Annotated in this window: 17 protein-coding genes; 9 read left to right on the top strand and 8 right to left on the bottom strand. The window is 61.5% G+C overall.

What is annotated here, in order from left to right:
- Positions 1 to 52 precede the first annotated feature (52 nt).
- A complete protein-coding gene (gene arfB / locus J5M73_RS12920) occupies positions 53 to 466 on the top strand; it encodes an alternative ribosome rescue aminoacyl-tRNA hydrolase ArfB (protein ID WP_065363350.1) in 414 nt (137 codons plus the stop codon).
- Here the strand turns inward: arfB and J5M73_RS12915 are convergent.
- The 6 genes from J5M73_RS12915 to phhA form a co-directional block, all read right to left on the bottom strand.
- Positions 463 to 1,662, bottom strand: a complete 1,200-nt coding sequence (locus tag J5M73_RS12915) for an MFS transporter (protein WP_102864061.1) — start codon at positions 1,660 to 1,662, stop codon at positions 463 to 465. The two genes, arfB and J5M73_RS12915, sit on opposite strands and share 4 nt — an antisense overlap.
- A 117-nt stretch (positions 1,663 to 1,779) precedes the next feature.
- Positions 1,780 to 1,962, bottom strand: a complete 183-nt coding sequence (locus J5M73_RS12910) for a hypothetical protein (protein ID WP_102864060.1) — start codon at positions 1,960 to 1,962, stop codon at positions 1,780 to 1,782.
- Positions 1,963 to 2,049: 87 nt separating this feature from the next.
- Positions 2,050 to 2,181: a hypothetical protein gene (locus J5M73_RS32060; RefSeq protein ID WP_258009278.1), complete on the bottom strand. Its 132-nt coding sequence runs from the start codon at positions 2,179 to 2,181 to the stop codon at positions 2,050 to 2,052.
- Between the two features lie 202 nt (positions 2,182 to 2,383).
- Positions 2,384 to 3,574: an amino acid aminotransferase gene (locus J5M73_RS12905; RefSeq protein ID WP_102864059.1), complete on the bottom strand. Its 1,191-nt coding sequence runs from the start codon at positions 3,572 to 3,574 to the stop codon at positions 2,384 to 2,386.
- Positions 3,574 to 3,930, bottom strand: coding sequence for a 4a-hydroxytetrahydrobiopterin dehydratase (locus tag J5M73_RS12900; protein WP_102864058.1), 357 nt, complete (start codon positions 3,928 to 3,930; stop codon positions 3,574 to 3,576). Before J5M73_RS12900 ends, J5M73_RS12905 begins: the two co-directional genes overlap by 1 nt.
- Positions 3,931 to 3,999: 69 nt before the next feature.
- On the bottom strand, positions 4,000 to 4,791 hold the full coding sequence (phhA, locus tag J5M73_RS12895) for a phenylalanine 4-monooxygenase (protein ID WP_102864057.1): 792 nt from the start codon (positions 4,789 to 4,791) through the stop codon (positions 4,000 to 4,002).
- A gap of 305 nt (positions 4,792 to 5,096) precedes the next feature.
- Between phhA and J5M73_RS12890 the strand changes: the two genes are divergently transcribed.
- On the top strand, positions 5,097 to 6,659 hold the full coding sequence (locus tag J5M73_RS12890) for a sigma-54-dependent transcriptional regulator (RefSeq protein ID WP_102864112.1): 1,563 nt from the start codon (positions 5,097 to 5,099) through the stop codon (positions 6,657 to 6,659).
- Positions 6,660 to 6,713: 54 nt separating this feature from the next.
- Here the strand turns inward: J5M73_RS12890 and J5M73_RS12885 are convergent, their stop codons facing one another.
- Together J5M73_RS12885 and J5M73_RS12880 are read right to left on the bottom strand one after the other, a co-directional pair.
- Complete coding sequence (locus J5M73_RS12885) at positions 6,714 to 7,436, bottom strand: TylF/MycF/NovP-related O-methyltransferase (protein ID WP_102864056.1); 723 nt, start codon at positions 7,434 to 7,436, stop codon at positions 6,714 to 6,716.
- Complete coding sequence (locus J5M73_RS12880; RefSeq protein ID WP_102864055.1) at positions 7,433 to 8,299, bottom strand: hypothetical protein; 867 nt, start codon at positions 8,297 to 8,299, stop codon at positions 7,433 to 7,435. The genes J5M73_RS12885 and J5M73_RS12880 overlap by 4 nt, the downstream gene beginning before the upstream one ends.
- A 332-nt stretch (positions 8,300 to 8,631) precedes the next feature.
- Between J5M73_RS12880 and J5M73_RS12875 the strand changes: the two genes are divergently transcribed.
- The 7 genes from J5M73_RS12875 (at position 8,632) to J5M73_RS12845 (ending at position 17,005) form a co-directional block, all read left to right on the top strand.
- The gene (locus J5M73_RS12875) at positions 8,632 to 9,372 is read left to right on the top strand and encodes a flagellar basal body rod protein FlgF (RefSeq protein WP_102864054.1); all 741 of its coding nucleotides are present in this window, start codon (positions 8,632 to 8,634) and stop codon (positions 9,370 to 9,372) included.
- A 45-nt stretch (positions 9,373 to 9,417) separates the two neighbouring features.
- Positions 9,418 to 10,203 carry a flagellar basal-body rod protein FlgG gene (gene flgG / locus J5M73_RS12870; RefSeq protein WP_102864053.1) on the top strand — a complete coding sequence of 262 codons (786 nt, stop codon included), beginning with the start codon at positions 9,418 to 9,420 and terminating at the stop codon, positions 10,201 to 10,203.
- A 61-nt stretch (positions 10,204 to 10,264) separates the two neighbouring features.
- Entirely contained in the window at positions 10,265 to 10,960 is a 696-nt protein-coding gene (flgH, locus tag J5M73_RS12865; protein WP_102864052.1) for a flagellar basal body L-ring protein FlgH, read from the top strand.
- 15 nt (positions 10,961 to 10,975) lie between these two features.
- Positions 10,976 to 12,085 carry a flagellar basal body P-ring protein FlgI gene (locus tag J5M73_RS12860; RefSeq protein ID WP_016963126.1) on the top strand — a complete coding sequence of 370 codons (1,110 nt, stop codon included), beginning with the start codon at positions 10,976 to 10,978 and terminating at the stop codon, positions 12,083 to 12,085.
- A 10-nt stretch (positions 12,086 to 12,095) separates the two neighbouring features.
- Positions 12,096 to 13,361 carry a flagellar assembly peptidoglycan hydrolase FlgJ gene (flgJ, locus tag J5M73_RS12855; protein ID WP_102864051.1) on the top strand — a complete coding sequence of 422 codons (1,266 nt, stop codon included), beginning with the start codon at positions 12,096 to 12,098 and terminating at the stop codon, positions 13,359 to 13,361.
- Between the two features lie 10 nt (positions 13,362 to 13,371).
- Positions 13,372 to 15,423, top strand: a complete 2,052-nt coding sequence (gene flgK / locus J5M73_RS12850; RefSeq protein WP_102864050.1) for a flagellar hook-associated protein FlgK — start codon at positions 13,372 to 13,374, stop codon at positions 15,421 to 15,423.
- Positions 15,424 to 15,436: 13 nt separating this feature from the next.
- Positions 15,437 to 17,005 (top strand): flagellar hook-associated protein 3, encoded by a 1,569-nt coding sequence (locus J5M73_RS12845; RefSeq protein WP_102864049.1) that lies wholly within the window; start codon positions 15,437 to 15,439, stop codon positions 17,003 to 17,005.
- Positions 17,006 to 17,028 lie beyond the last annotated feature (23 nt).

The following is a 17,028-nucleotide window of genomic DNA, read 5'->3' as shown; positions in this document are numbered from 1 at the left end:
GAGCGTGGGGAATGGGGGTATCCTGTGCGCCCTGAAGACGGATTCCTGTTCCATGCTGGTGATTTCCAACAACGTGCATCTGCCGGATGCCGAGATCGAGCTGACCGCCATTCGCGCCCAGGGCGCCGGTGGTCAGAACGTCAACAAGGTGTCCAGTGCAGTGCATTTGCGCTTCGACATTCCGGCCTCGTCCCTGCCACCTTTCTACAAGGAGCGCCTGCTGGCGCTGCGCGACAGTCGCATCACCAGTGACGGCGTGATCATTCTCAAGGCCCAGCAGTACCGCACCCAGGAGCAGAATCGCGCCGATGCCCTGGAGCGTCTCACCGAGCTGATCCTCAGCGCCGTCAAGGTGGAAAAGAAGCGCCGCCCCACCAAGCCGACCCTGGGCTCGAAGAAGCGCCGCCTGGAGACCAAGGCCAAGCGCGGCAGCATCAAGGCTGGCCGCGGCAAAGTGGACTTCTAGCGGTTTGAACGTTCCTTACGCTGCCTGGGGGCCTGGTGATACAGGTACAGGCTCAGCAGCAGGCCGCAGCACGCGGCGATGGCGGCAAACAGGAAGATCGAGGCAAAGCCGAAACCGCCGGCAATCGCCCCGGCCAGTGGTCCGGTGATGCCCAAAGACAGGTCGATGAACAGCGAGTAGGCGCCCACCGCCGCGCCACGGCTGGAGGCCGGCACCAGATTGACCGCCTCCACGCCCAGTGCCGGGAACACCAGGGAGAAGCCAAAGCCGCTCAAGGCCGCGCCGGCCAGGGCCCAGTGGGCATCGGGGGCCAGCCACAGCAGGAGCAGGCCGAGGGTTTCCACCGACAGGCAGGCAATGGCCACGCGAAAGCCGCCGAGGCGGTTGATCAGGTTGCCGAACAGCAGGCGTGCACCAATGAAACTGGCGCCGAACAGGCTCAGGCAAAGCACCGCGTTGGACCAGTGCTGGGTCGTGTAGTACAGGGTGATGAAGGTGGCGATGGTGCCAAAGCCGATGGAGCCCAGGGCCAGGCCGCAACCGTGAGGGAAGACTTTGCCCAGCACATGGATGAACGGCAGGCGTTCCCCGGCGACTATCGGCGCGGCGAGTTTTGGCCAGGCCAGTAGCAGGCCGAGCACCGCCAGCAGAATGATGCTTACCCCCATGCTCCACAGGCCCAGGCGATTGACCAGCCAAACCCCCAGGGGCGCGCCGATGGCCAGGGCGCCATAACTGGCGATGCCGTTCCAGGAAATCACCTTGGCGGTGTTCTGTGCGCCGACCCGGCCGATGCCCCAGCCAATCGACCCCGAACCCACCAGGCTTTCCGCGCTGCCCAGTACCAGGCGGCCGATCAGCAGGCTGATCAAACTCAGGGTCGGCTGACCCTGCAGCCAGGTGGAAAGCAGCATGAACACGCCGCTCAGGCCGCAGCCGGCCAGGCCGTACATGACAGCGCGCTTGCAGCCCAGGTTGTCGATGATGCGTCCGGCGTAGGGGCGGCTGAGGAGGGTGGCCAGGTATTGCACGCTGATCACCAGGCCGGCGATCACTGCGCCAAACCCCAGGTCGCTATGGACGTAGCCTGGCAGTACCGCCAGGGGAATGCCGATATTCAGGTAGCCAATAAAGGTGAACAGGACGATGGAGACGACTTGCAGCGTGACCGTCAAGGGGCGCTGGGTATCTGGCATGGGGATGGGTCCACTGCGACAGCTCAATAGATAGGCTGCTTATGATACCGATGTGGACGGGGATGCAGGGGCAGAAATCGACGCGTTGTTCAGAACGTCCCTGGTTGAGGGATTGAGTCAGGCGTCTTTGGCGCTCAGCAGCTGAGTGGTGACCAGAGCGGCCAGGGCATTTTCCTGGGTGCCGAAACGGGCCAGCAGGGCGGCCTGTTTTTCCGGGCTGAGGCGATTCCAGATCTCGATCATTTTTTCCGCAGTACCCAGCAGTACGCTGGCTTGGGTTTCGCTGAAGGAGTCGGTCATGGTTCGGCAGGGGCTCGGGGGGAAAGATTCAGGCGGTGTGGAAAGCGCTTGAGTAGCGCTTTCCACACGGTCTGGTTACAGCTCTTTTCAGTCTTCGCTGTCGGCCTTGCGGCTGTCGGCGGCTTCTTGCACTACAGGCTTTTCGGCACTGGCTTGTGGCGTGGTTGTCTGCTCAGTTTCGTGCAGGCTTGGGAAGGGGAGATTCGGGATCTCATGCATGTCGTTGCTCCTCGCAAAGTCTGTTTTTTAAATCGCTGGGTAGGTCCGCGCTTTTAAAAAGCCTGGGCAGGATACAGCACTGGAAATGACAAAAAGATTTTTATCGCGATTTCGGGATGAAAGGACAAAGCGGCGGCAGGAACCGGCTTGCCGGCGAAGGCACCCTCAGGGCCTCCCGCGCCGGCAAGCACGCGCTCTGCTTTTAGACGACCCGAGCGATCGCCTCAGCCAGCAGGCTCAGGCGCGAAGCGTCGATCCCGGCCACGTTGGCCCGGCCGGAACTGACCATGTACACGCTGTGGTGTTCACGCAGTTCCTTGACCTGAGACGGGCTCAGGCCGGTGTAGGAGAACATGCCGCGTTGCACGCCGATGTGGGCGAAGCGCTCGGCCAGTCCATAGGGCTGCAAGGCTTCCAGCAGACCGGCGCGCAATTGGGCGATGCGCTGGCGCATGGCTTCCACTTCGTCGGCCCAGAGGCTTTTCAGCTCCGGGTCACCGAGGATGGTGGCGACTACTGCGGCCCCATGATCCGGTGGTGTGGACCACAGGTTACGGGCGATATGGGCCAGTTGACTGCGCACGTCGAGGAGTTTTTCGGCGTCCCGGGTGCAGACGATCAAGGCCCCGGTGCGATCGCGGTACAGGCCGAAGTTCTTCGAGCAGGAACTGGTGATCAGTACTTCCGGCACTTCGGCGGCGAACAACCGCACCGCCCAGGCATCCTGTTCCAGGCCGTCGCCAAAGCCCTGGTAGGCGAAGTCGATCAGCGGCAGCAGGTTGCGCTTGCGCACCACCTCCAGCACCCGTTGCCAGTCGGCCTGGCTCAGGTCGAAGCCGGTGGGGTTGTGGCAGCAGGCGTGCAGCAGCACCACGTCGCCTTCGGGCACCCGGTTCAGGGTGTCCAGCATGGCCTCGACGTCCAGGCGGTTGTCGCTGCCCACGTAGGGGTAGTGACTGACCTTGACCCCGGCTGCGGCGAAGATGGTTTCGTGGATCGGCCAGGTCGGGTTGCTCAACCAAACGCCGCGGCCCGGCAGGCACTGGGCGATGAAGTCGGCGCTCAGGCGCAGGGCGCCGGTACCTCCCGGGGTCTGGGTAGCACCGGCGCGCTGCGCGGCGATGAGTGGCGAATCACTGCCCAGTACCAGCTCATTGATCACCTTGCCGAAGGCCGCGTCGCCGTGGCCTCCGATGTAGGTCTTGGTGGTCTGGCGATCCACCAGGCGCTGCTCCGCCAGCTTCACCGATTGCGGGATCGGCGTCAGGCCCTGAGCATCCTTGTAGACCCCCACGCCGAGGTCGAATTTGCGCGGATTGGGATCGTTGGCGTAGGCCTCCATCAGGCCGAGAATCGGATCGCCGGGTACGCGACCGATGGCATCAAAATGCATTACTTGCGTCCTTCTGCGGTCTTGGCCACTTCGTCGGTGCGGGCGGCCATGATGAAGTCGTTGCGGTGCAGGCCCTTGATCGAGTGGCTCCACCAGGTCACGGTGACTTTGCCCCATTCGGTGAGCAGGCCCGGGTGGTGGCCTTCGGCCTCGGAGATCTCGCCCATGGCATTGGTGAAGGCCAGGGCGAATTTGAAATTCTTGAACAGGAAGACTTTTTCCAGCTGCATCACGCCGTCACGAACTTCGATGTTCCAGTCGGGGATCTGCTTGATCAGTAGCGGCAGTTCTTCGTCGCTGACCTGAGGGGCATCGGCGCGGCAGGCTTCGCAATGGGCTTGGTTCAGAGCGGTCATGGTGTATTCCTGAGTTCGATTCTTGTTGGAAGTTACTATCTTTCGCAGCCGCCCGCGAGGGCGGGCTGCTCAGGCCGCCTTGGGTTTTGGCGGGAACTTGGGGGCGTGCAGGCCCAGCTGCATGCCTTGGTGGACCAGGGCCATGATGTCTTCATGGGCCAGGTCGAACAGGCGCTTGAGGTTGGGCAGGGCGAAGTAGATGGGTTGCAGGATGTCGATGCGATAAGGCGTGCGCATGGCTTCCAGCGGATCGAAGGCTTGGTGTTCCGGCTCTTCGGACAGGCTGTAGACGGTTTCCTTGGGCGAGGAGAGGATGCCGCCGCCGTAGATGCGTCGCCCGTCCGGGGTGTCCACCAGGCCGAACTCGATAGTCATCCAGTACAGACGCGCCAGGTAAACGCGCTCTTCCTTGGTGGCTTGCAGGCCGAGCTTGCCGTAGGTGTGGGTGAATTCGGCGAACCAGGGATTGGTCAGCAGCGGGCAGTGGCCGAAAATCTCGTGGAAGATGTCCGGTTCCTGCAGGTAGTCCAACTCTTCAGGAGTACGAATGAAGGTCGCCACCGGAAAGCGCTTGCTGGCCAGCAGTTCGAAAAAGGTCTGGAAAGGAATCAGTGCCGGCACCCGGGCCACTTGCCAGCCCGTGGTTTCGCCGAGGACCTTGTTGATTTCACTCAACTGCGGGATGCGGTCGTGGGGCAGTCCGAGCTTGTCGATGCCGTCCAGGTACTCCTGGCACGCGCGCCCCTCGATCACTTTCAACTGGCGCGTGATCAGGGTGTTCCACACCGCGTGTTCTTCGGGTGGATAGTCGATAAAACCTTGCGCGTCGGGCTCGCGGGCCACGTACTGCGTCTGCTTCATGCTGCTCTCCTGCCAGGGGATGCGTTCTTGTTATGGGTGACCCCAGTGATACCCCAGGGTGCGACGCTTTGCAGCAGCTGACAGGCGCTGATGGAGGGGGGTAGGACGCCAATTTGTAAACTAATCGTTACGGTTTTGCCCGGGGCGCCCAAGTATTGTGGCTTTTCAGGTTTGAAAAAGCCCTTTGCTGTCACATAATCTTGACGATTATCTGCGCCACCCAGCAGAAAGTTTGCAAGTGCCGACGTCAAAAGCGTCGATTTTCGGCGTTTATGCCCTCCACTATCCGCTTCGGGCCTTTCTTCATGCGTATCAAAGTTCACTGCCAGAACCGCATCGGCATCCTGCGGGACATCCTCAATCTGCTGGTGGAATACGGGATCAACGTGGCCCGGGGCGAGGTGGGGGGCGAACATGGCAACGCCATCTATCTGCACTGTCCGAACCTGATCAACCTGCAGTTCCAGGCATTGCGCCCCAAGTTCGAATCCATCGCCGGAGTGTTTGGCGTCAAAAGGGTCGGGCTGATGCCCAGCGAGCGTCGGCACATGGAGCTCAATGCGCTGCTGGGTGCCCTGGAGTTCCCGGTGCTGTCCATCGACATGGGCGGCTCCATCGTGGCCGCCAACCGAGCGGCAGCGCAGTTGCTGGGCGTGCGGGTGGATGAGGTGCCGGGGATTCCGCTGTCACGCTACGCCGAGGACTTCGATTTGCCGGAGTTGGTGCGGGCCAACCAGTCGCGGATCAACGGGCTGCGGGTCAAGGTCAAGGGCGACGTGTTTCTGGCGGACATCGCCCCGCTGCAATCCGAGCACGATGACAGCGAGGCCATGGCCGGTGCGGTATTGACTCTGCACCGGGCGGATCGGGTTGGTGAGCGTATCTACAATGTGCGCAAGCAGGAGTTGCGGGGCTTTGACAGTATTTTCCAGAGTTCGAAAGTCATGGCAGCGGTGGTGCGGGAAGCCCGGCGCATGGCGCCCCTGGATGCGCCCCTGTTGATTGAAGGCGAGACCGGCACCGGCAAGGAGTTGCTGGCCCGCGCCTGCCACCTGGCCAGCCCTCGGGGCCAGTCGCCGCTGATGGCTCTGAACTGCGCCGGGCTACCGGAATCCATGGCCGAGACCGAGCTGTTCGGCTATGGCCCCGGGGCCTTTGAAGGGGCTCGCGCCGAGGGCAAGCTCGGGCTGCTGGAACTGACGGCCGGCGGCACGCTGTTTCTCGATGGTGTGGGGGAAATGAGCCCGCGCCTGCAGGTCAAGTTGCTGCGCTTCCTCCAGGATGGTTGCTTCCGCCGTGTCGGCAGTGACGAGGAGGTGTACCTGGATGTGCGGGTGATCTGTGCGACTCAGGTGGATCTGTCCGAACTCTGTGCCCGGGGCGAGTTTCGCCAGGACCTGTACCACCGACTCAACGTGCTGTCCCTGCATATTCCGCCGCTGCGCGAATGCCTCGACGGTTTGACGCCCCTGGTGGAGCACTTCCTCGATCAGGCCAGTCGCCAGATCGGTTGTGCGCTGCCACGGCTGGCTCCGGCGGCCATGGAGCGCCTCAGTCACTATCACTGGCCGGGCAATGTCCGGCAGTTGGAGAACGTGCTGTTCCAGGCGGTCTCGCTGTGTGATGGCGGCACGGTCAAGGCCGAGCATATCCGTCTGCCGGACTATGGCGCGCGCCAGCCCCTGGGGGACTTTTCCCTGGAAGGCGGCCTGGAGCAGATTGTCGGTCGCTTTGAAAAGGCGGTGCTGGAAAGTCTCTATGCCGAGCATCCCAGCAGTCGGCAACTGGGCAAGCGCCTGGGGGTTTCCCATACCACCATCGCCAACAAGTTGCGCCAGTACGAGGTTGGCAAGGAGTCGCCGGAATGAAAAAAGCCCCGCTTATGAAGCGGGGCTTTTCGTTTGGCTCGGGGCTGGCTGTCTTCAGATATGGAAGTAGCCGACACAGGAGTCAAAAGGCAGGCGCTTGAGTTCGATCTTGTTCATGTCGAACACTTCGCGCAGGGCCTTGGTTTCGCCCGGGAAGTTGCGGTAGGCGACTTCGTCGAGAACCACGATAGCGCCCTTGGGCATGTACGGCAGGAAGGTTTCCAGGGCGACCTTGGTGGGCTCGTACAGGTCGGTGTCGAGGATCAGCATGGCCACTACCAGGTCCGGACGCGACTTGACGAATTCCGGCGCGGTCTTGCAGATGTCGCCCTTGACCAGCTCGCAGCGCGGGATGCGGTTCACCGGACGCAGCAGGTCGTTGGCATCGATCATGTCCTGGATCAGCGACTGGTCGGTGTCGGAGAACATGCTTTCGTTGATGTCGGCCGGGTCCTCGTCCTTGTTGATGCTGGTGAAGCCTTCGAAGGTGTCGAAGCCGACGATGGAGCGGTTGATGGCATAAGGTTCGAGGATCATCGACAGGTGCATGTAGAGCATCAGCGAGTTGCCCTTGTACACGCCGCACTCGATGATCGCCCCGGGCACATCCATGACCTTCTTGAACAGCTCCATGCGCGACAGCGCGGCGGTGACGTTGATGCGGTTGGCGAAGACGAAGGGTGCGTCGGCAACGTACTCGGCGTCGACCCGCTTGAGTACGCCGGCGCGGGTTTCGTTGTATTGGGCTTCGGCGGGGGTAAGGCGACGTTTGGTCATGGCTTGAATCCTTGGAAATTCGAGAAGTCGTGGGCGTGGAAGTAGTCTTTGAAGCCGGAGCCGACGTCGGGGCAGGCGCTGTCTACGTTGGGGGCTCCGCGGTTGTGTTTCAGGTCTTCGAGGTGCATCAGGCGGAAGTCCACGCTGAAGCGGGTGCGGTCGGTACGGTTGGGGACAGTGCCGTGCAGGTGCGAGCCGGAGAACACCAGCATCTCGCCTGAGTTGCCGGCGATGCGCAGTTCAGAGCTGTCGTCGATCTCCCCCAGGGGCACCGGGTGGACCCGTACTTCTTCGGTCAGGTTGTCCTTGGCCTTGTGCCGCTGGTTGCTGATCCAGTCCTTCAGGCTCCAGTCCTTCGAGGTGTTGGCCACCGGCTTCTCGAAGTAGCTGGGGTTGATCATCATGGTCTGGTCCGAGGTGATGGTGTAGACCGGCATCCAGGTGTTGATCTGGCAATCCACGCTGCCGTACCAGCTGTCGCGATGAGGCTTGTAGGCGTAGCTGACGCCAGCGTGCAGGTAGTCGTAGTTGGGCACGACCCGCAGGCGCGGTACGTCGAAAATGTAGTCCCGAGGATCGATGCCGATCTCGTGAATGAAGCCAAGGATCAGATCCTTGACGCGCTGGCTGTTGGTGAACTGGCCCTTGAGTCGGGTAACCCGGCTGACGAACTCTTCTACCGGCATCATCGTGTGCAGAGCCTGGTGGTTGGTTTCGCCATCGAATGCCGCGGTGATGCTTTCCTTGGCGTACCCGCAGAGTTCTTTTGCGGTGGCCAGGTCAGTGTCCAGGAAGATATCCCCGGAATAGATGGCTTCCTTGAAGTCAGCTGTCTTGCGCAGCTGATTGAGGTACAGGTTCAAAGTGGTTCTCCTTGGCAGTCACTGGCTTAGGTGTCGGCCACCCCTGCGCAAACTGAAGTTGCGATAGCCAGTCACTGTGCCTAGCAAGATCCGTTCACAAAGTGTCCAGCCCGAGTGCGGAGCGGACCCGGGTCATGGGACCGAGACTTGCCGTTAGCGGCATAAGTCCGCCGTTTTTTCGTCTCTCATTCCGCCCAGAAAAACCCGTTGCTCGCGGCAAAGCCCCGGCCTGCATGGGGAGCGCTGCTGGAAGTTAAAGTTGGTGTAGAAATTGCTTACGCCATGCTCAGTACAGTGTGGGGCGGCAAACGTCCGGCAGATGAGGAACGATTGTGGACAAGTACCTTTATGTGGCAATGACCGGCGCCAGCCAGAATGCTCTGGCGCAAAAGGCTCATGCCAACAATCTGGCGAACATCTCCACCAACGGTTTTCAGCGCGACCTGGAGCAGGCGCGCGCGATGCCGGTGTTTGGTGACAGTTTTCCGGCGCGGGCCTTTGCCATGGGGGAGCGGCCGGCAACGGATTTTACTCCCGGCTCCATGGTGGAAACCGGTCGTGACCTGGACGTGGCCGTCAGCGGCAAGGGCTGGATCGCCGTGCAGAGCCCCGATGGCAGCGAAAGCTATGTGCGCACCGGCAGCTTGAATGTTGACGCTCTGGGCGTGTTGCGGGCGGGCAATGGCATGCCGGTCATGGGCAATGGCGGTCCTATCGCCGTGCCGCCAGAGCAGAAGATCGAAGTCGGCCAGGACGGCACCATCAGCATTCGTGCCATGGGTGAAGGTCCGCGGGTCATGGCCGAGGTCGATCGCATCAAGCTGGTCAATCCGGATATCAAGAACCTGACCAAGGGCCTGGATGGGTCGATCAAGACCAAGGACGGCCAGCCGGCCCCTGCCGATGCCAATGTGCAGTTGGTCTCGGGTTTCCTGGAGTCGAGCAACGTTAACGCCGTGGAAGAAATGACCGCGGTGCTGGCCTTGTCCCGCCAATTCGAATTGCACGTCAAGATGATGAACAGCGCCAAAGAAGACGACCAGGCCATGGCTCGGGTCTTGCAGATCAGCTAATTACCAGTATCTAGCGCCGTAAAACAGGCGCGAGAGGAGAATCGAATGCTTCCGGCTCTATGGGTTGCCAAAACCGGTCTGTCCGCCCAGGACACCAACCTGAGTGTTATTTCCAACAACCTGGCGAACGTCTCGACCACGGGTTTCAAACGTGATCGCGCCGAGTTCCAGGACCTGCTGTATCAGATCAAGCGCCAGCCCGGTGCCCAGTCGACCCAGGACAGCGAACTGCCAACCGGCCTGCAGGTCGGTACCGGCGTGCGCATTGTCGGGACCCAGAAGAACTTCACTGCCGGCAGCCTGCAGACCACCGAGCAGCCTCTGGACCTGGCCATCAATGGCCGTGGTTTCTTCCAGATCCTGCAGCCCGACGGCACCACGGCCTATACCCGTGACGGTACGTTCCACCTCAATTCCGATGGTCAGATCGTCACTGCCAGCGGTTTTGCCCTGGAGCCTGCGGTGGTTGTGCCCAACGACGCACAGACCTTCACCGTGGGTCAGGACGGCACCGTATCCATCACCATCGCCGGCAACCCGGCTTCCCAGGTGATCGGTAACCTGCAAACCGCCGACTTCATCAACCCGGCTGGCCTGCAGTCCCAGGGCAACAACCTGTTCCTGGAAACCGCCGCCAGTGGCGCGCCGCAAATTGGTACCCCGGGCCTTAACGGCTTCGGCACCACGCTGCAGAACACCCTGGAAGCGTCCAACGTCAGCACCGTTGAGGAAATGGTCAACATGATCACCACCCAGCGGGCCTACGAGATGAACTCCAAGGTGATCTCCACTGCGGACCAGATGCTCTCGTTCATTACGCAGAAGCTGTAATCAAGTCTTGAGGTCGCCACGGGTCTGAAGTGGCGCACCGGCAACATCGTGAGGAAGGGTCATGAATCGGTTTATGTGTGTTCTAGCGCTGAGTGGGAGTGCCGTGCTCGCGGGCTGTGTTGCTCCGCCGCCCAAGCCCAATGACCCTTATTACGCCCCGGTGTTGCCGCGCACGCCGCTGCCTTCCGCGTCCAACAACGGCTCGATCTACCAGGCCGGTTTTGAGCAGAACCTGTACAGCGACCGCAAGGCGTTCCGGGTGGGTGACATCATTACCATCACCCTGAACGAGCGGACCAGCGCCAGCAAGGGCGCCAACTCGGCCCTGAACAAGACCAGCTCCAACAGCATCGGCCTGACCTCGCTGTTTGGCGCTGTGCCCAATGTCAACAACCCGTTGAGCGATGGCGACCTGACGTTGAATGCCGGCTACAGCGGTAATCGCGCCACCAAGGGCGACAGTAAGGCCGCGCAGAGCAACAGCCTGACCGGCTCGATCACCGTCACCGTGGCCGATGTATTGCCCAACGGCATCATCGCGGTGCGCGGCGAGAAGTGGATGACGCTCAACACCGGTGACGAACTGGTGCGGATCGCCGGTCTGGTACGGGCAGACGATATCGCTACCGACAACACCGTCTCCTCGACCCGGGTCGCAGATGCCCGCATTACCTATTCGGGTACCGGCTCGTTTGCCGATGCTAACCAGCCTGGCTGGTTCGATCGTTTCTTCCTCAGTCCGCTGTTCCCTTTCTAGGTGATGAGAAGCCTCATGTTCAACTTCAAGCACCTGATGGCGGCGGCGTTGTTGCTGTCCACTTCCCTTGGCGTCCAGGCCGAGCGGTTGAAGGACATTGCCAGTATTTCCGGCGTGCGTTCCAACCAATTGATCGGTTACGGCCTGGTGGTCGGGCTTAACGGCACCGGCGACCAGACGACCCAGACCCCGTTCACTCTGCAGACGTTCAACAACATGCTGTCGCAGTTTGGCATCAAGGTGCCGGCCGGCTCCGGCAACGTGCAGTTGAAGAACGTCGCGGCGGTGTCGGTCAGCGCCGATCTGCCGGCATTCGCCAAGCCGGGTCAGCAGGTGGACATCACCGTGTCCTCCATCGGTAACTCCAAGAGCCTGCGTGGCGGCACCTTGCTGCTGACCCCGCTCAAGGGGATCGACGGCAACGTCTACGCCATTGCCCAGGGCAACCTGGTGGTGGGCGGTTTCGACGCTGAAGGGCGTGACGGCTCGAAGATCACCGTCAACGTGCCATCTGCCGGGCGGATTCCCGGTGGTGCTTCGGTGGAGCGCGCCGTGCCCAGCGGTTTCAACCAGGGCAATAGCCTGACCCTGAACCTCAATCGTTCGGACTTCACCACCGCCAAGCGCATTGTCGACAAGATCAACGACATGCTCGGCCCGGGCGTGGCCCAGGCCATTGATGGCGGTTCGATCCGGGTCACCGCGCCTCTGGACCCAAGCCAGCGCGTGGACTACCTGTCGATCCTGGAGAATCTGGAAGTCGACCCGGGGCAGGCGGTGGCGAAGGTCATCATCAACTCCCGTACCGGCACCATCGTCATTGGCCAGAACGTCAAGGTGTCGCCGGCGGCGGTGACCCACGGCAGCCTGACCGTGACCATTACCGAAGACCCGATCGTCAGCCAGCCCGGCCCTCTGTCCAATGGCCAGACCGCTGTGGTGCCGCGTTCGCGGGTCAACGCCCAGCAGGAAGCCAAGCCGATGTTCAAGTTCGGCCCGGGCACCACCCTGGATGAGATCGTCCGTGCGGTGAACCAGGTCGGGGCTGCGCCGGGTGACTTGATGGCGATCCTCGAAGCCTTGAAACAGGCCGGCGCCTTGCAGGCCGACCTGATCGTGATTTGAGGTGAGCGCCATGGATATTCGTAAGAGTGGACTGATTGGCAGCGGCGATTCCGGGTCTTACTCCGACCTCAATCGCCTGCAGCAACTCAAGGTCGGCGACAAGAACGGCGAAGCCAACGTGCGCAAAGTGGCGCAGGAGTTCGAGTCGCTGTTCCTCAATGAAATGCTCAAGTCCATGCGCAAGGCCACTGATGTCATTGCCCAGGACAACCCGCTCAATACCCCGGCCGCCAAGCAGTACCAGGACATGTACGACCAGCAGTTGGCGGTATCCCTGTCTCGTGAGGGTGGCGGTATCGGCCTGGCCAATGTGCTGATGCGCCAGATGATGAAGAACAAACCGGCCAACCCGGGCGCGACCCATACGGCCTTGACAGCCGCGGCGCCGGTGGCGACTCCGACCCCGATTGCCGCCGGTACCACCGCCCAGGATGGTCCGTTGAGCCGGGTCAATGGTCAGCGTCCAATGTGGGCCTCGCGTGCCCAGGACCCGTTGCGCAGCACGGTGTCGCATAACGATATGGCGTTGCTCAATCAACGGCGCCTGTCGTTGCCGAGCAAGCTTACCGATCGCCTGTTGACCGGTATCGTGCCTTCGGCCGGTGCGACTGCTGACGCTTCTACCCAGAACGTTGCGCCCACCCGCAATAGCGCAGCCGCCGATGCGGTGCTGCGTGGCGAGTGGCGGGTCAACCAGGGCTACGCCGCGTCCCAGGGCAAGATGCGCGTGTATGGCCGGGCCATGGCTCAGCCACCGCTGGCGCCGGCCAAGCGCGCCTTCAGTTCCGCAGATGATTTTGTCGCCACCATGTTGCCGATGGCGCAGCAGGCGGCCCAGCGCATCGGTATCGATCCGCGTTATCTGGTAGCCCAGGCCGCGCTGGAAACCGGCTGGGGTAAATCGGTCATGCGTCAGCAGGATGGCAGCAGCAGTCACAACCTGTTCGGCATCAAGGCCAACAAAAGTTGGCAGGGCGCTCAGGCCCGAGCGATCACCAGCGAGTTCCGCGATGGACAGATGGTCAAGGAGACGGCGGCGTTCCGTTCCTATGATTCCTACCAGGACAGCTTCCACGATCTGGTGACCTTGTTGCAGAGCAATAATCGCTATCAAGAAGTGCTGAAGGTTGCCGATAAACCAGAACAGTTTGTTCGCGAGTTGCAAAAAGCCGGGTATGCAACGGACCCGGATTACGCTAGCAAGATTTCGCAGATAGCCAAGCAGATGAAGAACTACGAGAGCTACGCTGCGGCGGGCGTTTCCACGAATTTATAAGGTCTGAATCATGAGTTTGCTCAATATTGGGATGTCGGGGCTGGCCGCCAGCCAAACGTCGTTGGTGACTACGGGTAACAACATTGCCAACGCCGACACCGCCGGGTACTCGCGGCAGCAGACCGTGCAGGGCACCAAGGCCTCCGCTCAATTCGGCAATGTCTTCATCGGCACCGGTACCACCCTGGCGGACGTACGCCGGGTGTACAACAGCTTCCTCGATGCCCAGTTGCGCACCGCCACGTCCTTGAACAGTGACGTCGCGGCCTACCAGAGTCAGATCAGCCCGGTCGACCAGTTGCTGTCGGACAACGGCACCGGCATGAACGGCGCCCTGACCAAATTCTTCGCCTCGCTGCAGAACCTCAACGCCAAGCCTACCGATGAAGCCTCTCGGCAGTTGCTGCTCAGCGACACCCAGGCCTTGAGTAACCGTTTCAACTCGGTGTCCAGCCAGCTCAACGAACAGAACAGCAACATCAACGGCAACATGGCGAGCATGGCCGACCAGGTCAACAAGCTGGCCAATACCGTCGCCCAGCTCAACCAGAAGATTTCCGAACTGTCGACCAATGGCAACGGCATGCCCAACGACCTGTTGGATGCCCGTAACGAAACCGTGCGCCAGCTTTCGACCTTTATCGGCGTCCAGGTGTCGGAGCGTGGTTCCAGCCTCGACTTGTACCTGGGCAGTGGCCAGCCGCTGGTGATGGGCAACTCCGCCAACACCCTGGAAGTGGTGCAGGGCAAGAACGACCCGACGCGCTCCATGCTGCAGCTCAATCGCGGCACCAGCACCGTGGACATCACCAACGTCACCACCGGTGGCGAGATTGGTGGCCTGTTGCGCTATCGCAGTGAAGTGCTGGACCCGGCAATGAATGAACTGGGGCGCGTGGCCCTGGTGGTTGCCGACCAGATGAACAGCCAGATGGCCCAGGGTATCGACAAGAACGGTGAGTTTGGCGGCAACCTGTTCAACGACATCAACAGCCTGCGGATGATCAGTCAGCGCAGTATGGCCAGCGCCGCCAACAGCGCGGGCTCGGGCAACTTCGATGTGACCATCAAGGACACCGGCAAGCTGAGCACCGGCGACTACACCGTGACCTTCAGCAGTGCCACGGATTACACCGTCAAGCGTTCCGACGGCAAGGACATGGGCACCTTCAGCACCACGACCAGCCCGGCACCCGTGATCGACGGTTTCTCGCTGAATCTCAATGGCACGGTGGCCGCCGGTGACAGCTTCAAGATCACCCCGACCCGCAATGCCGCAGCCACCATCCAGACGGAAATGACTGACGCCAAGCGCCTGGCTCTGGCTGCGCCGCTGAAGGCCGAGATCGGTGCCGGGGTCAAGAGCTCCCTGAGCATCTCTGCGCAGCCGTCCCTGGCGGTGCCGATCAACAACTACGATGCAGCCAGCAAGCTGGAAATGCAGACCGCCCTGAAGAACTCCGGCCCGGTCAAGGTGGTGTTCAATGCGGCGTCCGGCGGCAGCCAGACCTACGATTACTTTGACGCCAAGGGCGTCAAGATGGGCAGCGGCTCCATCGTGCCAGGGCAGAGCAATGTCCTGAACCTGCAGATCAAGATGCTCGATGCCAGCGGTAACCCGATCACTGACGGCGGCGTGCCACCTGTGACCAAGACCTTCACGGTGCAGATGACCGTTGCCGGTTCGCCCAATGCCGGCGACAACATGAACATTTCGGTGAATGGCGCCGGCTCTTCCGATAACCGTAACGGCCTGGCGCTGTCGGGGCTGCAGACCAAGCAGACCGTGGACACCGGTTCGGCGAGCAAGGGCATCACCCTGGTGGATGCCTACGGCAAGCTGATCGAGAACGTCGGCGCCAAGGCCAGCCAGGCCAAGCTCGACAGTGCTGCCAACGGTTCCATCCTGGCCAACGCCAAGGGTGCCCGTGACTCGCTGTCCGGCGTCAACCTGGACGATGAGACCGGCAACCTGGTCAAGTTCCAGCAGTACTACACCGCGTCTTCGCAGATCATCAAGGCTGCGCAGGAAACCTTCAGCACGCTGATCAACAGCCTTTAAGGAGTCGTAGCCCATGCGCATTTCCACCGCCCAGTATTACGAGACTTCGGCTGCCAACTATCAGAAGAACTTCTCCAACGCGATCAAGAGTGGCGAAGAGGCCAGCAGCCTGGTCCGGGTCAAGACTGCCGCCGACGATCCGGTGGGCGCTGCCCGTTTGCTGCAGCTGGGTCAGCAGGCTTCCCTGCTTGATCAGTACAAGGCCAACAGCAACTCGATCAAGGCTTCCCTGGGCCAGGCCGAGTCGGTGATGACCAGCATCAACAACGTTCTGGACCGGGCCAAGCAACTGGCCGTCGGCGCCGGCAGCGCCGGATACACCAATGCCGACCGGCAGGCCAATGCTGCCGAGCTGGGGCAGATCGAAGAGCAACTGCTGAGCCTGATGAACTCTCAGGACGAAAACGGCAAGTACCTCTTTGGCGGCTCCAAGGACGACGTTCCGCCGTTCAGCCGCAACTCTGATGGCACCTACAGTTACAACGGTGACCAGAGCAGCCTGAAGCTGCCGGTGGGCGACACCATGATGATGGCTGCCAACAGCACCGGTTGGGATGTGTTCCAGCAGGCGCTCAACACCAGTCGTAGCCAGGTCACCATGACTTCGCCGGTGGTGGATGATGGACGGGTTTCCCTGTCCAATGGCCAGATGACCAACAGCGGCACCTACAACAGCCAGTTCCGCGGTGGCGAGCCTTATACCGTGTCGTTCGTCAGCGGCACCCAGTTGCAGATCCTCGATGGCAGCGGCAACGATGTGACGGCTGAGGCCAGCAAGGGCGGGGTGATCGGTACTTCGCCGAATCAGACGGTGAGTTTCCGTGGTGTCGATCTGAACCTGAACGTCAATCTCAAGTCCGGCGATGTCGCTGGCGCGGTGCTGCCGGGGCACAGTTTTACATTGGCGTCGAAGCCGGACACCTTCAACGTTGCGCGTTCTCCGGGCAACCCGAGCATGACTCAGGTCTCGGCCGCCAGCGTGACTGATCCGGTGGCCTACAACTCGACGTTCCCGAGTGGCTCTGCCGTGCTCAAGTTCACCAGCGCCACCAATTTCGATCTGTATGCCGCGCCGCTGACGGCAGACAGCAAACCGGTGTCTTCGGGTGTGGTAGGGCCGGGCAATATCGCCACTGCGGCAGGCGTGAGCTTCACCCTGACGGGCGCTCCTTCGCCGGCCGCCAACGATCAGTTCAGCGTGGCGGTGAACACCCACGAAACCCAGAACATCCTGGACACCGTGAGTCAGTTGAAAAACGCGTTGAACACACCCACTGACGGTGACGTCCTGGCAACCCAGAAGCAGTTGGCCGACCTTGCGTCGGGCATGGCCAACCTGGCCAGTGGTGTCGATCAGCTGTCCATCGGCATCAGCTCCATCGGTGGTCGTGGTTCGGCTTTGGCCACCCAGAACGAAATCAACGAAAGTCTGGCGGCAGCCAACGTCACCACCCGTTCTGCCATCAGTGACTCTGACCCGGCCGAAGTCATGACCCGCCTGACCCTGCAGCAGACCATGTTGCAGGCCTCGCAATTGGCCTTCAGCAAGATCACTCAGCTCGGCCTGTTCAACAAGGTCTGAGAACATGGCGTTCGAGCTGCGGC

The organism is Pseudomonas sp. 50_B, from assembly GCF_017491625.1.
GTDB classification, from domain to species: Bacteria; Pseudomonadota; Gammaproteobacteria; order Pseudomonadales; family Pseudomonadaceae; genus Aquipseudomonas; species Aquipseudomonas danubii.
Note: the sequence above shows the minus strand (reverse complement) of the source record. Positions and strands in the feature narration are given on the sequence as shown.

Excerpts from the sequence above, each read along its gene's own strand:
- arfB (WP_065363350.1), top strand. The coding sequence starts at position 53 with ATGCTGGTGATTTCCAACAACGTGCATCTGCCGGATGCCGAGATCGAG.
- J5M73_RS12915 (WP_102864061.1), bottom strand. The coding sequence starts at position 1,662 with ATGCCAGATACCCAGCGCCCCTTGACGGTCACGCTGCAAGTCGTCTCC.
- J5M73_RS12910 (WP_102864060.1), bottom strand. The coding sequence starts at position 1,962 with ATGACCGACTCCTTCAGCGAAACCCAAGCCAGCGTACTGCTGGGTACT.
- J5M73_RS32060 (WP_258009278.1), bottom strand. The coding sequence starts at position 2,181 with ATGCATGAGATCCCGAATCTCCCCTTCCCAAGCCTGCACGAAACTGAG.
- J5M73_RS12905 (WP_102864059.1), bottom strand. The coding sequence starts at position 3,574 with ATGCATTTTGATGCCATCGGTCGCGTACCCGGCGATCCGATTCTCGGC.
- J5M73_RS12900 (WP_102864058.1), bottom strand. The coding sequence starts at position 3,930 with ATGACCGCTCTGAACCAAGCCCATTGCGAAGCCTGCCGCGCCGATGCC.
- phhA (WP_102864057.1), bottom strand. The coding sequence starts at position 4,791 with ATGAAGCAGACGCAGTACGTGGCCCGCGAGCCCGACGCGCAAGGTTTT.
- J5M73_RS12890 (WP_102864112.1), top strand. The coding sequence starts at position 5,097 with ATGCGTATCAAAGTTCACTGCCAGAACCGCATCGGCATCCTGCGGGAC.
- J5M73_RS12885 (WP_102864056.1), bottom strand. The coding sequence starts at position 7,436 with ATGACCAAACGTCGCCTTACCCCCGCCGAAGCCCAATACAACGAAACC.
- flgG (WP_102864053.1), top strand. The coding sequence starts at position 9,418 with ATGCTTCCGGCTCTATGGGTTGCCAAAACCGGTCTGTCCGCCCAGGAC.
- flgH (WP_102864052.1), top strand. The coding sequence starts at position 10,265 with ATGAATCGGTTTATGTGTGTTCTAGCGCTGAGTGGGAGTGCCGTGCTC.
- J5M73_RS12860 (WP_016963126.1), top strand. The coding sequence starts at position 10,976 with ATGTTCAACTTCAAGCACCTGATGGCGGCGGCGTTGTTGCTGTCCACT.
- flgJ (WP_102864051.1), top strand. The coding sequence starts at position 12,096 with ATGGATATTCGTAAGAGTGGACTGATTGGCAGCGGCGATTCCGGGTCT.
- flgK (WP_102864050.1), top strand. The coding sequence starts at position 13,372 with ATGAGTTTGCTCAATATTGGGATGTCGGGGCTGGCCGCCAGCCAAACG.
- J5M73_RS12845 (WP_102864049.1), top strand. The coding sequence starts at position 15,437 with ATGCGCATTTCCACCGCCCAGTATTACGAGACTTCGGCTGCCAACTAT.